Source organism: Petrocella atlantisensis (assembly GCF_900538275.1).
Lineage (GTDB): Bacteria > Bacillota > Clostridia > Lachnospirales > Vallitaleaceae > Petrocella > Petrocella atlantisensis.
The window spans coordinates 2787526-2804066 of record NZ_LR130778.1 but is presented as its reverse complement, the minus strand read 5'-3'; the positions used below and the strand labels follow the sequence as shown (position 1 = coordinate 2804066).

13 protein-coding genes are annotated in these 16541 nt (G+C 38.1%); 3 read left to right on the top strand and 10 right to left on the bottom strand.

Annotated elements, in window-relative coordinates:
- Positions 1 to 49: 49 nt before the first annotated feature.
- Positions 50 to 3124 (bottom strand): glycoside hydrolase family 2 TIM barrel-domain containing protein, encoded by a 3075-nt coding sequence (locus PATL70BA_RS12935; RefSeq protein WP_125137759.1) that lies wholly within the window; start codon positions 3122 to 3124, stop codon positions 50 to 52.
- 203 nt (positions 3125 to 3327) lie between these two features.
- On the opposite strand from PATL70BA_RS12935, the gene PATL70BA_RS12930 reads away from it, so the two are divergent.
- On the top strand, positions 3328 to 3528 hold the full coding sequence (locus PATL70BA_RS12930; protein WP_125137758.1) for a hypothetical protein: 201 nt from the start codon (positions 3328 to 3330) through the stop codon (positions 3526 to 3528).
- On the opposite strand, the gene PATL70BA_RS12925 is transcribed toward PATL70BA_RS12930, so the two are convergent.
- The 4 genes from PATL70BA_RS12925 to PATL70BA_RS12910 form a co-directional block, all read right to left on the bottom strand.
- Entirely contained in the window at positions 3518 to 4960 is a 1443-nt protein-coding gene (locus PATL70BA_RS12925) for a sensor histidine kinase (RefSeq protein ID WP_125137757.1), read from the bottom strand. The genes PATL70BA_RS12930 and PATL70BA_RS12925 overlap by 11 nt on opposite strands.
- On the bottom strand, positions 4957 to 5652 hold the full coding sequence (locus PATL70BA_RS12920) for a response regulator transcription factor (RefSeq protein WP_125137756.1): 696 nt from the start codon (positions 5650 to 5652) through the stop codon (positions 4957 to 4959). The genes PATL70BA_RS12925 and PATL70BA_RS12920 overlap by 4 nt, the downstream gene beginning before the upstream one ends.
- Positions 5653 to 5762: 110 nt before the next feature.
- A complete protein-coding gene (locus PATL70BA_RS12915; protein WP_125137755.1) occupies positions 5763 to 6251 on the bottom strand; it encodes a hypothetical protein in 489 nt (162 codons plus the stop codon).
- 103 nt (positions 6252 to 6354) lie between these two features.
- On the bottom strand, positions 6355 to 7131 hold the full coding sequence (locus PATL70BA_RS12910) for an NUDIX hydrolase (RefSeq protein ID WP_125137754.1): 777 nt from the start codon (positions 7129 to 7131) through the stop codon (positions 6355 to 6357).
- A gap of 198 nt (positions 7132 to 7329) precedes the next feature.
- Here PATL70BA_RS12910 and PATL70BA_RS12905 point away from each other — a divergent pair, with 198 nt between their 5' ends.
- Entirely contained in the window at positions 7330 to 9891 is a 2562-nt protein-coding gene (locus PATL70BA_RS12905) for an EAL domain-containing protein (RefSeq protein ID WP_125137753.1), read from the top strand.
- Between the two features lie 327 nt (positions 9892 to 10218).
- Here the strand turns inward: PATL70BA_RS12905 and PATL70BA_RS12900 are convergent, their stop codons facing one another.
- Genes PATL70BA_RS12900 through PATL70BA_RS12890 form a run of 3 tightly spaced genes read right to left on the bottom strand, consistent with a single transcriptional unit; the run spans position 10219 to position 13383 of the window.
- Positions 10219 to 11274 carry a Gfo/Idh/MocA family protein gene (locus PATL70BA_RS12900; RefSeq protein WP_125137752.1) on the bottom strand — a complete coding sequence of 352 codons (1056 nt, stop codon included), beginning with the start codon at positions 11272 to 11274 and terminating at the stop codon, positions 10219 to 10221.
- Positions 11275 to 11287: 13 nt separating this feature from the next.
- On the bottom strand, positions 11288 to 12253 hold the full coding sequence (locus tag PATL70BA_RS12895; RefSeq protein WP_125137751.1) for a sugar phosphate isomerase/epimerase family protein: 966 nt from the start codon (positions 12251 to 12253) through the stop codon (positions 11288 to 11290).
- A 44-nt stretch (positions 12254 to 12297) separates the two neighbouring features.
- On the bottom strand, positions 12298 to 13383 hold the full coding sequence (locus PATL70BA_RS12890; RefSeq protein WP_334295021.1) for a Gfo/Idh/MocA family protein: 1086 nt from the start codon (positions 13381 to 13383) through the stop codon (positions 12298 to 12300).
- 102 nt (positions 13384 to 13485) lie between these two features.
- Between PATL70BA_RS12890 and PATL70BA_RS12885 the strand changes: the two genes are divergently transcribed.
- On the top strand, positions 13486 to 14400 hold the full coding sequence (locus PATL70BA_RS12885; RefSeq protein ID WP_125137749.1) for a helix-turn-helix transcriptional regulator: 915 nt from the start codon (positions 13486 to 13488) through the stop codon (positions 14398 to 14400).
- 173 nt (positions 14401 to 14573) lie between these two features.
- Here PATL70BA_RS12885 and arcC read toward each other — a convergent pair whose 3' ends face one another.
- Entirely contained in the window at positions 14574 to 15524 is a 951-nt protein-coding gene (gene arcC / locus PATL70BA_RS12880; RefSeq protein WP_125137748.1) for a carbamate kinase, read from the bottom strand.
- Between the two features lie 30 nt (positions 15525 to 15554).
- Positions 15555 to 16541 carry an ornithine carbamoyltransferase gene (locus PATL70BA_RS12875; protein WP_125137747.1) on the bottom strand — a complete coding sequence of 329 codons (987 nt, stop codon included), beginning with the start codon at positions 16539 to 16541 and terminating at the stop codon, positions 15555 to 15557.

Here is a 16541-nt window from a genome sequence, read left to right as displayed (position 1 = left end):
CATTAAATAACAACGACTATTATATGATATATATTATCACATTGTGTGATTACTGTCCATTGTTATTTGAAAAGTTCATCACAAATCGGTAGTCATAGCGTTGATTTTTAGGTAATTTATAGGTTTCAAGTAAGGATAGCATTCCCGGTTCATCACCACCAACACCTCTATGAAAACCATCTATATTTAGTGTGACAATCCCTTCATGCTTCATTTCATAGCTATGGCGTGCTTTCTCTAAAGATTTCATCGTATATGGCCAGACGGAAAAAAATAGAGGTTTTTGGTCCGACTTAATACGAATAGACTTATTGGGTGCCATGAGTTCAACTTCATAAATATCCGATCTCAAACCGTTTTCTTGAGGTCGCATATAATCATGGGGCATATCTTCAACATCCTGATGGTATCTTCCGTATTTGCCACCGGTTTTACGATCCATATAGGTTTCGTGCGGTCCTCTACCAAACCAAGACACATGTTTGAATGCGTTGCCAAACTCAGTTGTAAAGCCAAGTCTAATCATGTCTTTTTTAGGCACTGCTATGGTTCGTATCTGAAGATCTCCAAGGCTGTTCATATAGTATCTGATTTCAAGCTTTTTAAATGCCGGGACCTCATACATGGAGGTGATAATGACATTATTCTCTTTTCTATTAACGAGGAAACGAACTGCTTTTGGTGGATGGTCCGTCAACTTCTTATAGATACTTCTATTTATGAGTCCTGTAAGCTCCGGTCTAAAATTAGCCAAGCCCATATCATTATCTGTCGGCGGTCTCCAAAAATTTAACTGAAATCTATGATCCAAAATGACTTGGTCCTTAAATAGGATTTTATGAATCAGTCCATCCTCCCGCATAAAATGAACCACGAGATCTCCACCTTTAACAGACAGACCTTCATCCGTCTTTTTAACTTGGACCTTAGCGCCTTCTTCCATAATCTTATTTCCTGCTTCCTGAACACAAAACTGCTCAAAACCCATTTCATACCCAGCTTTTGCATACCAATGATCTGTTTTAAGTCTGGCAACAAAGACATCATGAACGACACCATCGTTTTTCAAATTGTTTTCAGGCACAACCAGCAACTCAGCTGCTCCTGGACCAACCCATGGTATTTCCAAAGACTTTTCTTCAACCACATAGCCATCCACTTTTCTAATATAGACAAAGGTATAATCTTCAAGCCCTGTAAAAAATCTTTTGTTATACAAGATATAACCTTGATTTTCTTTGCGAATCTCAAAATCTTGATAGACTTTTTTCACTTCTAATATTGCTGGATGTAGCGTTCGATCTGCTGAAATAATACCATTGGCACAAAAGTGTCCATGGTGCTTTTCTTCATTGTAATCACCGCCATAGGTCCAGTAGTCTTTGTCTTCTTTGGTACCTTTACGAATGGATTGATCCACAAAGTCCCATATAAAACCACCACACCAGTTGTCGTATGTTTCAAATACCTTAATATGTTCTGCAAAGTTACCTAAACTGTTTTCCATAGCATGGGCAAATTCACAACTCATGACCGGTTTGTCCATATACTGTTCACGCTTAAAAGCTTTTTGATCTGCTGTCAGTTGGTTCATTAAGTTCTGGACGAGGGTTATTTTCGTATTCTCTAATCTGCCATACTGAGCTGCTTTCTCCGGAGAAGGATACATTATACTAAGAACATCTGAGACTTTCAAGTCTAAGTCGCCTTCATAATGGAACGGTCTTGTTTCATCTAATTTCATAGCCTCTTTTTTCATAATTCGGAAATTATCACCGTATCCGGCTTCATTTCCTAGAGACCACATCACAATACTAGGGTGCCTACGATCTCTAAGGACCATACGATTCATACGATCCACTACAGCATGGGTCCACATGGGGTTATCACCCGGTATATTTTTTTTGCGTACGCCATGGGTTTCAATATCCGCTTCATCGATAACATACAGACCATGAAGGTCACATAGTTCATACAAATGAGGGTCATTGGGATAGTGTGCTGTACGAATTGCGTTGATATTGTGCTGTTTTATAATTTTTATATCTTGTTCTCTCAGCGCTCTTGGCAAATACCAACCCGTGTCCGGATTGAACTCATGTCGATTCACCCCTTTAAAGATGATGGGAACACCATTAATCAAAAACCTAGCATTTTTGATTTCGACGGTTCTAAACCCATATGTCGTACCTTTTATTTCAATAATTTCTCCATCATCATTCTTAATAATACATGTCAAAAAATAAAGATTCGGTGTTTCATGGTTCCACTTTTTCGGATTCGGGATTTCCAGTACATCTTGATTCACCATGGTTAACTCGGATTTTTCCAATATACACTGTCCCAGTTCACCCTCCTGTTCACTTAAATACAACTCGAGTTTCTGAACATCACTAAAGGATTTAAGGGTTATTTCACTATGCAAAAAGGCATTTTCATACGCTGCATCAAAGGTATTGTAGAAGTAGAAATCCTTGATGCCACTTCTTGACTCCTGATAAATATAAACGTTCCTATAGATGCCGGCCATAAACCACATGTCTTGATCTTCTAAATAGGTACCATCACTATATTTATATACCTCAACGGTCATTTGGTTTTCCCCTGGCGTAACAAACCCGGTTATATTGAACTCAGATGGTGTCATAGAACCCTGTGAATATCCTACTTGGTGACCATTTATATATAAATAGAAAGCTGACTTTACCGCTCCAAAATGGCAAAAAATATCATTTTGAGCCCACGATTCTTCTAGAACAAAGTCTGTTCTATATATACCTACCGGATTTTTTTCTTCATCAATCCAAGGTATTTCTTTGGTTCTTTTACTGACTGCCGGTGGATAATCAAAAGCCAGATAATATGGTTTATCATACCCTTGTGTTTCCCAAACAGAAGGCACATTAATATGGTCCCAATCCTTAGTATCCAAATCTTTATCAAAAAAACCGTCGGGTCGATCCAAGTCATTTTTACAAAAATAGAATTTCCAAATACCATTTAATGATTGTCTTGTTGAAACTTGATTCAAATAGTCCTCAAGTGAACGATGACTCTCTGCCTCATGCCTTGCTTTTTCTTTATTTATACTAATTACTAACGGGTTATTCCAATCTTTTTTCATCCTGTCACCCTTTCATACCTCTCATCTGAGAAGCTATTAAGCTTTATAAAAACCTACTTTAATAATCCCATACACTTTTATATTTGTAAAGTTTGAGAACTCGACTTTCTAATTAAATCTTAATCCTATACTAAGGGCCTGATAAATATAACATCTTATACTATAATTACTTTAAAACATCTGTTAAGAAAGGATGATTGAATATGTTAGAATTATTGTTATTTTTTGCTATACTTGGCCTTATTATAAGTTTAGTATTTAAAGTCAGTATCGGAATTATTCGACTTGCTTTGGGCATTGTCGGTGTGTTACTATTTTTCGTTCTCATACCTGTCGGCTTAACTCTTATTATACCCATTATCTGCCTTGTAATAGCTGTCGGTCTGATTCGCCTCATTTTTTAATGCCAAGATTTCCACTTGGTAATCGGAACCAAAAAACAGTTGTACCGTTATCATGGCTGTTTACGCCAAAATCAACCTCATGTGCAAGTAGAATGTTTTTTACAATAGCAAGCCCCAAGCCACTACCAATTGAACTTTCGCCTACAGTTTTATTGACTTTATAATAGCGTTCCCAAATATGTTCTATATCTTCATCTCTGATTTTAACACCTTCATTGATGACTTCTATATTTATGTAGTCCTTTATCTTTTGAGCTTTTATAAAAACATAACCATCCGAAGGCGTATGATTAAATGCATTGCCCACAAGGTTCATCATAACCTGTTCAATCCGCTTATAATCACCAAACCCAACCAGTTCATCTTCTAGCATGACTTCAAGGTTTATGGCTTTTTTTTGTGCCAAATCCATAAACCTATTTTTTATACTCTCTAAGAGTTCTTTCATATCTATAGGTTCTGGTATCATTTTGACCCCATCCACTTCTAACTGTGATAGATTTAGAATATCGTCAATTAAGCGTCCTAATCTTTCAGATTCATCGATGATTATTTCCAAGTGTCCTTCTCTTTTTTCTTGTTCTTCCCCACTAATATCTCGAATGGTTTCTGCATAGCCGCGAATGAGACTAAGTGGTGTTCTAAGTTCATGTGATATATTCCCAATGAGTTCCTTTCTCAATTTATCTGTTTGTTTTAGAGATGCAGCCATATCCTTTATGGTTTCAGCCAACTGACCTATTTCATCTTCACCCATTTTTTCCATTTGAATATCCCATTTCCCTTGTGCTATTTCTTGGGCTGCTTTATTGATTTTTTTAATTGGTTGACTCAAATGGTAGGAGATCATGTAGGCTATACCAAATGCAATCAAGAATAGAATCGCCGTAATATAGATAAGTTGATGTTTGATAATACCGGCTGTATCTGAAACAGGTGCCATCGTTGTCATAATCAATAGAGCACCTTCTACATGATTTCCATCCATGCTCATAATAGGTAAACCCATTATAAGGTAGTCTGTATTAAATCTAGGGTGTTTGAAAAGACTTCTGGCTTTATTGCCTTCTAAAGTATGATCTAAGATTTGTGTGTTTTGTCTCCTTAGCATTCCTGTAAACGGCTGATCGTTATTGTTGTCCATCTGATAAATCGTTTCTCCGGTAGCATCAACGATTTGCAAACTGGTATTATACGTGTATATAAAGGCTTCAAGCTCCTCTAACATATTCATAATTTGAATATCATTAAGATTACCTTCTTGGTCCTGCAGATTTAATACAATTTCTTCACCTCTGCTTTCCAATTTATTAATCTGCATGGTCATATAAAAATTTTCAAGAAAAACAACTTGGAAAAGCCATAGGAGTATAAGCATACTGACCACCAACAACATCATACCCATCCAAAGTTTCATACCTATTTTTTTCATCGTTCAACCTCCGGATCGAATTTATATCCAATACGCCACACCGTTACAATCCATTTTCTATAGGTTTTCAAGTGCTCTCGCAATGTTTTTATATGTGTATCTACCGTTCTATCGTCGCCAAAAAAATCATATCCCCATACGGAGGTTAATAATTGTTCTCTACTAAATACCTTTTTGGGGTTCTCCGCTAGAAATATGAGTAGTTCATATTCTTTAGGTGTTAACTGCAGATACCTATCTTCAAGCCAAACGCTTCTTGCATCCATATCGATTCTAAGCTCACCAAAAATCACTTCATTCTTCTTTGGTATCGTGTCTAATAAACTATGACTTCTTGCTAAATGGGCTTTGACTCTGGCTCTTAGTTCTTTGGGACTAAAAGGTTTGACCACATAATCATCAATACCAAGTTCAAAACCTAATAATTTATCATATTCCTCACCTCTAGCTGTTAGCATAATGATAGGTATCTTTGAGACTTTTCTAATCTCTTTACATACAGTCCAACCTTCTATTTTGGGCATCATCACATCTAATATTACTAAATCTATATTATGCTTTTTGAATTGATTCAATGCATCTACACCATCAACGGCTTCTATGACCTCAATGCCTTCTTGACTTAAATATTCTACAATGATATTACGTATACCTTTTTCATCGTCTGCAATCAATACTTTTATTGGTTCCATATGATTACCTCCATGCACCATGTCTTATTCATATTATATCATCAAAAAACAAAAAGTCCCTCAATATTTATATTGGGAACTTTTTGCTTATTTATTGATTGTATCCTTCATTAATTGTTACGTGATCCAAATCCTTGTCCTTGTCCTAGACCAGAACCATTTCGGCTTCCAAATCCATGTCCACCACCGACTCTTTCACCTGTACCCATGCCATTACCTTGTCCAAATCCTAAGCCGAGTCTTAGATCACCTTGATTTAAGCCTGTTCCGTCGCAGTTTTCTTGATTTTCAAGGATTACCGCAATCATTTCATCTGCAGCTTCTCTTGTTATCGTTCCTTGAGCGACACGTTCTTCAATAATAGCCAATTTGTTTGCTACCATGTCTGTTCTAAATGCATCCTCGACTTCAAGTTCTTGTGCTAATACACCAAATGTTTGATCACCTTTTGCTTCATACAGTTCTTCTACACTCATACCTGTCAACTCTGATAGGCTTTGTGCCGGGCTCATGTTTTCTGCTGCATACACACCAATACTTGTTGCTGCTACTAATACCAAAGCACTCATTGATACGACTAATTTTCTTGATTTTTTCATTTTTCCATCTCCTTATGATTTGTTTAAAGTATGATTAACTTTATGTTTGTATTATACAAACCAATTGTGATGGAACTGTGATGAAAGTATGATTAATTACTATCTATTTCTTTTTATGTTTCATAATCTGACGAATGATACTACTTGAAGTTCCTTTTATGCCCCCACCACCTCGTACGACAATCTCTTTAATCAGCTTTGCTTTGTAATAAGCACTTTTTGTCTCATGGATAGCAATTGGAATGGCAGCATTTTTAATTGCATCGTATGCACTGCCTTTTTTTTCTTCTTTTTTAGTACCGGTTGTATATTCTTTTTTAGGATCAAATGCCCTGGCCGCTTTTATTAACTTTTCATAGACATAGACGAGTTCCGGTTCGGATGAATGGAGACCAATATCACTCACATCGATCCACTTAGCACCATCCGTTTCTTCTATATTCGCATGAAGCGGTTCCGATTCATCGGCAATCAAGACATAAGCCGCATTCAAATGTAGATGGGCACTGACATAGCGTCCTTGTTTCATGTGTCCCCAAACAGGTAATATATCCATAGCCATAATCTGCTTCGATAAAGGTTTAATGCTTTTTAGCCCAGTTTCTTCTTTTGCCTCTTTTAAGGCAATCTTCAACAAATTCTCATCCCCATCGGCATGACCGCCGGTCCATCCCCAAGCTTGATAAATCTTATGGTAGATGACTAAGATTCTTGTTAAATCCTTATTCATGATAAAGCCTGAACTTGTGATGTGTGCTAGGGTGTTCTCTCTATGAAGAATATTAAAAGGAAACTGTTCGATATAATGATAGATATGCTTTTTATCGCTACGTTCCTGTTCATTCACTGGTGCATAACTGCTTATTTGTTCTTTGAACATTAAAAAACCTCCTTCTTTCGTGTACTACTTATTTACCATCATAGTATAACCCATTCAAAAAATCAATCTTGTCCTAAAGGTTATGTTTGAATACCTGTTCAGGTAATGGTACAATACTATTAACTCAACTTTCCTATAAGTGGATAAGTTAAGTTTGTAGTATAAGGGTACTACATATGAGGGTTTAGGAGGTTATCTATGAAAAAAGTTATGCTTGTTTTTGCATCCCTATTTTTAGTTTGTATGGCGTCTAGCTACACTATTGCCAGTGAGCAATCACAATCTAGAAATATATTAATCATCAACGCATACCACTTTACTTATGAGTGGACTTTTGAACAAAATCAAGGCTTAATTGAGATCTTGAAGGATCAGTATCCAAATACCATCATTTATACTGAATTTTTAGATTGGAAAAGATTTCCAAATGCCTCACTTCTGGATGAAAGTCGTCAATTTCTTGAAAACAAATACAAAGATATACCTATTGATTTGATATTGACCACCGATGATATGGGACTGACTTTTGCTTTAGATCATCGCCGTGAATTGTTTCATGATGCTCCCATTGTCTTTAGCGGTATTATTAGGTCGTCAGCTAATGACATTCTTGGCGATTCTAAAAATGTCACCGGCGTCTATGAAGAGATGGATCCCATAGGTGCTCTTCGATTAATTGCCCGTTTACAACCTGAGGTTAGAAAAATTCATCTCATTCATGATTTAAGTGAAAGCGGACGCCGAACAGCGGATGCTTTTTATGATGCACTCAATTATTTCGATTCAGATTCCTACGAAATAAACGACCTATCTCATTTATCCTTTGATGAACTTCTTCTTGAAGTCTCTACTTTCGAAAAAGACAGTGCCATTATGATGATTTCTTATAATGGTTCTATTGATGGTTTAATAGAAACACCGGAATATTTTGGTCGATTAATTGCCTCTACGAGCAGTGTACCTGTCTACTCAATTGACGCATTTTTACTTGGCACCGGTATTACAGGAGGTACTTTTTTAAGTGGTCGATTACAAGGCCAAGAACTGGGCAAGCTAGCCATCCAAATTCTAAAGGGACAACATGCAGATGACTTGGCACATATAAAAGAAGCAACGGTTTATACCGCTGTCGACGAAGATCAATTACGCAGGTTTGATTTGGATAAGGATGTCCTTCCTGAAGATGTTGTGATTTTAAATGAGCAATCTTCTTTTTTTGAAACCTATTCAGAGTTGGTTCTAACTATTGAAATCATCCTTACTATCATGACACTCTTTATTTTCTTTCTGATTGTCGGCATTAGAAAATACCGATTGTCTGAGAAAAAGATTTTAAATCAAAAAAATGATCTTCAGATATTAAATGAGCAGCTGTCCTCTTCTGAAGAAGAACTTAAAGCTCAAAATAATGCTCTTTTGTCCTATCAATTGAATCTTGAACATGAAGCGTATCATGACCCAATGACTTCATTACCTAACCGTAATTTTTTGAACCAACATTTTAGTCAGATGGTACTCTCCTCAAATAATCAAACCCAGAAAACCGCTTTGGTTTTTGTGGATCTTGATAATTTTAAGTACATAAACAATACTTATGGCCACCCCTTTGGTGATCGCGTACTCAAGGTTATCGCCGTTCGACTTAAAGACTTTAAAGAAAGTACTTTTACAATAAGGCTAAATGGAGATGAGTTCATTCTTCTTATTCCAGTAACACTAGATGATACAGAAGCCTATTTGTTTCAAGTGATGAATAACCTCAAAAATCTATTTATACGACCGGTCCACATCGATGATCAGAACATTCGCTTAACCGCCAGCATCGGTTACAGTCTTTATCCTGATGATGGACAAGATTTAGATGAACTTTTGATTCAAGCAGATATGGCTATGTACCATGCGAAAAAGACCGGAAAATCCACTTACAGACATTATGAACCTCAAATGAGTGATAAAATGGAAAATGATTATATCTTAGTCTCACATTTGAGGAAAGCCTATGAAAATAAAGAATTGTCCTTGAACTTTCAACCACAGATTGATTCCAATACCCATAAAATTGTTGGTTTTGAAGCTTTGCTTAGATGGCATAGTCCTGAACTTGGCACCGTATCCCCACTGAAGATCATTCCCCTTGCTGAGTCTAGTGGTCTTATTCTACCTATTGGTCAATGTATACTAGAACAAGCCATCCGTTTTACCCTTGATATGTTAGATCATATGGAAGAGCCTTTCCTTGTTTCGGTAAATATATCTGTCATTCAACTTCTAGAAGCTTCTTTTGTGGATGATTTGATTGAGACACTCGCCTCTTTTGAACTTGAACCATCTTATCTTCAGTTAGAGATTACTGAATCCATACTTATTGAATCCTATGACATCATATTGGGTAAGCTTAAGAAGCTTAGAGCTCATGGTATTTCACTATCTCTAGATGATTTTGGTACTGGGTATTCCTCACTTAGTTATCTACAACAATTGCCCTTAACAGAGCTGAAAATTGACAAGAAGTTCATCGATGAAATAACACAACCAAATACAGATTATGTCCTAATTAACTCCATTATCATGTTGGCTCAAGCCCTCAATCTTAACGTAGTTGCTGAAGGCGTGGAAAAAGAATTTCAAGCTGAGTATTTGGAAGCAAAAGGCTGTCATGTTATACAAGGCTATTATTATGGTAAACCCATGACCGAGAAGGAAATCATTTTATATTGTCAAGATTTTTCCCTAGATAAAGTTATCACCCCAACGGAATAACCCTGCATTTGCAACCAATCATTAAAAACAACCTACATCGACCATGAAGTTCCTGGAACTGACTGTGTGACTAGGCTCATAAGAAAGTAACTTCAAGCATCATGACAGTCTTCAAGACATGATGCATAAATGAAAACTTTCTTATGAAATTTGTAAAGTCTGCATGGATGCAGACCGCCGACTTTTGGTGCAGGACGCACCAACTAGAGGCCGTAGTCATACAGACTGTGGAAGGGTTTTCATGGGACCCCAATAGATACTCAATAACTAAAAAGCTGCCTCATATTTTGAGACAGCTTTTTTATTGATGTTAATATAACTTCATTTTTAGATCTTAACTTGTATCGCTTGTTGCTTTTCAACAGACTCAAAAGCAGCTTCCATCACCCTCATTACCCTCATGGCTTGTTCTGCTGTGATGGTTAAGGGTTTAATACCTTCAATAGCATCTATAAGATTGTCATAGACTTTGGTAATGCTGTCTTCCACATCCATCGGTTCAGACAAGATGATTGTCTCAATCGTTTCCGGACGTCTAGGCGCCATGGTTTTGGTTGGTCCTGCTTTGGTATAGACAATCTCATCTTCCCATACACTTTCCTTGTCCAAACACCTTACTATTTTACCGTCACAATCCCAATCCTCAATCCTCAGTGTACCGTGAGTTCCAAGAACATACCACCTAGGATGGGTGATATAATTATTGGTAGAGACCTCCACTTGGGCGGTTAAGCCACTTTCAAAGGTCATGGTCAACCTAAAGTTGTCATCTACTTCAGGGTACTCGATGTTATACATCTTACAGAAGACATTTACAACAGGCTCATCCATCATATACATCAATTGATCAATCAAATGAACCCCCCAGTCAAACATCATACCACCACCAAGCGCTTTTATCGTGCGCCATCCTTTAGGCATGCCTCTTGAACCTTCCACCCTGGATTCAATTACATATACATCTCCAAGGAGACCTGCTTCAACTGAGCGTTTCATGAGAACAAAGTCTTTATTGGTCCGTCGGTTTTGATTGATGGTAAATACCTTATTGTATTTCTTAGCCGCTTCCATAACCGCTTCCAGCTCTTTTGAAGACATGGTAACCGGTTTTTCACAAATCACATGTTTCCCTGCTGCCATAGCTTCAATAGATAATTCTTTATGAACTTCGTTGGTTGTCGCTACCAAAACAATATCAATCTCCGGATCCGCTAACAAAGCTTCTTTAGAAGCATAAGTTATGAGGCCATCCTTCTTACCAACTTCAAGTCTAAGTGGGTTAAGATCATATATACCTTTTACTTTTAGTCTTTTATACTTTTTTAGATTTTTATAATGATAGGCCGCTATACCGCCATATCCGATTATACCAAGCTTTAACATTTACTTCTCCTAACTAAGCCCACCACATACTTGTAGGGGTTTCAAAGATAATCACTTCTTTTAGAAACTCAATCGCTTTGGATAGACCTTCATCTATGGACATTAGTGCATCCTCATGTTCAATACTTATAGGACCATCATATTCTACAGCCTTTAGCATGCTTATCATATCATTCCATATCTCCTGATCGTGTCCGTAACCAACTGTTCTAAACACCCATGAACGGCCAAGTACATCACCATAATTCTTATTATCTAAAACACCATTGATACCTACATTTCTTTCATCAATCTTGGTGTCTTTTGCATGAAAATGATAGATCGCACCTTTTAGAGCTTTTATGGCACTAACAGGATTGATACCTTGCCAGAACAAGTGACTTGGGTCAAAGTTGGCACCAATAACTTCACCAACTGCATCTCTTAGACGCAATAGGGTTTCAGGATTGTATACACAGAATCCCGGATGCATTTCAAGAGCTATCTTGTGGACATTATGCTGTTTAGCAAATTCAACTGTATCTTTCCAATAAGGAATCAACACTTCATTCCATTGGTAATCCAATATGGTGCCAAAATCATCCGGCCATGGACAGGTAACCCAATTCGGGTATTTGGACCCTTCACTATCACCGGGACAACCTGAGAAGGTGATGACTGTTTGTACGCCTAGTTTTTCTGCTAATAGGACCGCATCGATAAATTGGTCGTGAAAGTCTTTAGCAATGGTCTTGTCCGGATGAACAGGATTCCCGTGGCAAGATATGGCTGCAATCTCAATATTGTACTTTCTAGTCAATGCCTTAACAGCTTGCGCTTTCTCATCATCTGCTAAGAGCTCCTTTGCATTTAGATGAGCATTTCCAGGATAACCACCTGCGCCTAATTCAACTGCTTGTACACCTATGGCACTTAGTTTTTTCAGGGTTTCTTCTAGTGATAGACTGCTATAAGGTACTGTAAAAACACTTAATTTCATGATACACCTCTTTCTGATGGTATTTATAATTCAAAAACTGTTTGCTAGAATTCAATAGTTTTTCCTGTTTTTGCTGATTCATAGATGGCTTCAAGGATCTCTGTGACAACGAGTGCTTCCTCCGGTTTAACTGTAAGATCTGTCCCATTTATTATGGCATTGTAGAAGGTTTTGGCTTCTGTTACTTCCGGTTCCTCTGCGGTACCTTCGTAAAAAGCAACTCCCTCGCCACCTAGACTAGGTTTTACAGTCGTTAATTCGTTGAAATCAACTTTGTTAATTCTAAGTCCGTCTTTCATATCTGCACCGGCTTTGGTGCCACATAAGGTGGTTTGAGCTTCACCAACCTCTAAAGTATTAAGTGCCCAACTGGATTCAAGGAATATAGTTGCACCATTTTCCATAGTTATAAACCCAAAAGCTGAATCTTCTACAGTATATGCCTTAGTATCCCAATCACCCCAAGCGTTACCTGTTTGTGTTTGATCTGCTAGTTTTCTATAAACGCTGCCTTTAACACTCTTCACTTTATAATTGTCCATGGTCCAAAGTGTTAAGTCCAGTGCGTGGGTGCCAATGTCAATAAGCGGGCCACCGCCTTGTTCTTCTTCATTCAAGAAAACTCCCCATGTAGGCACAGCACGTCTCCTGATCGCATGGGCTTTGGCCATATAAATCTCGCCAAGATCCCCTCTTTGACAAGCTTTGTACAAATACTGACTGTCTTCTCTATATCGATTCTGATAGCCTATAGTAAGCAGTTTTCCGGTTTTCCTTGCTGCTTCCAACATGGTCCTTGCCTCTTTAGCGGTTTTGGCCATAGGTTTTTCACACATAACATGCTTATCTGACTCCAATGAAGCTACGGTAATCTCTGCATGAGATTTGTTTGGGGTACAAATGTGAACGGCTTGTATGCTCTGATCCTTTAACAATTCTTTGTAGTCTACATAAGCTTTTGCACCTTTAACACCAAATTCTTTCACCGCTTTTTGAGCTTTTGCTTCATCAATATCACAAAAAGCCACCATTTCCACATTGTCCAGTTCTAGAAGCGCCGGCATATGTTTATTATTGGCTATACCGCCACATCCTATAATTCCGATTCTTATTTTTTTCAATTCATTCACTCCTTCACACGATTATTTATATGTTTTTTCCATGTTTTAAGTATAGCTATTCATCCTGATTTATAATATAATAAAATCACAAAAAAATATCAATTATTTGTCATGAAGGAGAAAATGATGGAAGGCTACTTAGAAAATGAAAAATTCATTGAAGATGGTATATCCTACCCATTTAGAACCCATACTCAAGCCATCGAAGGTCGTAAACTGATTGTCGGTTCACATTACCATGACCATATTGAGATACTCTTTTGTTTGTCCGGTCGTATCAATATCTTTCTGGATGGTCAAGGTTATGTCTTTGGCGTAGGTGATATGGTGGTGATCAATTCCATGGAAGTTCATAATATTTTTGCTGCTTCAGAAGGTGTTAATAAATACATTGTCATTCGGTTTGATCCTGAGCTACTTTATACCACCACTCAGTCTGTATTCGAGTCTAGATACGTTCTACCCTTTACCATGAAGACCTCTATTCACCAAAAATTATTTACCTATGAAGAAACAGCCGATACGCCCATACCGGATTTAATCAAAAAAATTCTTTTAGAGGATCAAAAAAAAGCTTATGGGTTTGAATTGGCAATTCGCACTTATATTGGCGAAGTATTTCTTTGGATTCTAAGGAGTTGGCAGGAAAAGGGACTTGATCTAAACCTAACCCAAGCCCTTGACAAAACCAATATAGAACGCCTACAGAAAGTCTTTGACTATGTGGACGAACATTTTGACCAAGAAATCTCCATTCAAGATATGGCAAAATTGTGTGCTGTAAGTTACAGCTATTTTTCCAGGTTTTTCAAATCCGCCATGAATCGAAATTTTAGTGCTTATGTCAATTTTATCCGGATTTCAAAGGCCGAGAGCCTACTAACCACCTCAGAACTAAGTGTCACCGACATCGCTCTAAACGTTGGCTTCTCTACCACCAGTTATTTCATAGAACAGTTCAAGCTCTATAAGAATATGACACCTAAGCGATTTAGAAATAACTTCCAAACCCTCGAACAAATATAGATTAAATAAACCATCGTCAAAATCAATTTATTCCTGTATTTAAAGTTTTCCGAGTGAATTCCTAGAAATGTTGAGCTTAAAATTTTGGTCCAATAACCGTGAGGCTATTGGACCAATTTCATAAGTGTCAGCCGGAAGAACCGTCCCTGTTGGGCGCTAGTAAGCGCCCTTGGTTAAGCGATGATGGTTGTCCCTGCAAGACCTTTAACCGCATCACTTAAGCAGGCCGGACTTGTAATTATCGCCTTTTTCCCACCGGCTTTAATGAAATCCGTCACCGCGTTAATCTTTGGCAACATACTACCTGGTGCAAATTGATTATCCAACTTCAAAGCTTCGACCTCGTCTAGAGTCAATACACTCAAAGCCTTTTGAGTCGGCTTATTATAATCTATATAGACCTGATCTACCGCTGTAGAAATAATAAAATAATCTGCACCCAGTTGAGTAGCTAACAAACTGCTGGCATAATCCTTATCAATAACCGCATTCACACCAACGAGTTTACCCTCTGCATCTCTGGTAACCGGAATCCCACCACCACCGACAGCCACCACCGAGAACCCTGCATGAATAAGTGTCTCGATGGCTTCTCTTTCGATGATTTTCTTTGGCATAGGAGAAGGTACAACCCTTCTATAGCCACGACCGGCATCCTTAACCATATGCCAATCCGGATGTTGACTTATAATACGTTCGATCTGTGCTTCCGTATAGAAAGTACCGATGGGTTTTGAAGGCATTAGAAACGCCGGATCATCCGGTTCAACTTCCACCTGTGTCACCAATGTAACTGCTTTATTGCCCAACCCTCTTTTGTTAAATTCATTTTGCATGGCTTGTTGAATCTGATAACCAATGGCGCCTTGGGTATCTGCGTCACAACTCACCAAAGGGACCGGATGCATATGTTCTACCTCTTCAGCAATTTCTGAACGTCTCATGATAAAACCTACCTGTGGCCCGTTTCCGTGGGTGATGACCACATTAATTCCCAGTTCAATCAAGTCCACCACATGACGGACAGTTTCACAGACAGCCATGTATTGGTCTTCAATAAATTGATGCTCGTTATCTTTGATTAAGGAATTACCGCCAATGGCAATGACCGCTAATTTATCCATGGATGCTCGCCTCCATTACTTGGTTTCATATCAACCTTTGCCGCCCATAGTAAGAACCATAACCGCCTTGGATGTATGAATCCTATTTTCTGCTTCATCAAAAACGATGGAATGAGGACCATCAATGACACTGTCTTCAACTTCGTTGCCTCTGTCTGCTGGTAGCGCATGCATATACATCACGTTACCACTGGCTAGAGCCATCATTTCCTCTGTACATTTCCAGCCTTTGTAAGACTCTAAAAGATCATCTATAACAGCGTCACTTTGATTGTTGACCCAACTGCCCCAGTTCTTAGGAATCACCACATCTGCATCTTTATAAGCTTCTTCCATGTTATGGGTAATTCTAAATTTGCCGCCGTTTTGTCTTGCATTTTCTTTAGCTTGTTCAATGGCCCAGTCTGGTAAGTCATAACCTTCCGGATAAGCTAAAGTCACATCCATGCCATACCTTGGGAATAACAAAGCTTGAGTTAAGGGTACGGATATAGGTTTTTTATGGCTTTTTGCATAGGCCCATATTATAGACACTTTAAGATTTTTGGTGGTTTCCACCTTTTCCTTGATGGTCATTAAATCTGCAATCCCTTGCATCGGATGGTACAAATCGCATTGTAAATTCATGATTGGCACACTTGAGTGTTCTGCCAGTTCCCTTAGATATTTGTTTCCCACTTCCCAGAAGCAGTTTCTACAGGCAATCGCATGGCCATAACTGGATAAGATAATAGCGGTGTCTTTGGCAACTTCACCGTGACTAATCTGCATGGTTGAAGTATCCAGATAATTCGCGTGCCCACCAAGTTGCGCAAAACCTGCCTCCATCGAATTACGGGTTCTTGTGGATTGCTCAAAAAACATCAAAAACATCGTTTGATAAGGTAAATAGGGGGTTGGTATACCCATGGCGAATTTCTTTTTCAGATCAAAAGACACCTCAAGTAAAGTATCAATTTCTTCTTTGGTCCAATCTTGAAGGGTAATAAAGTGTTTGCCTTTGAATCGTGTCTGCAT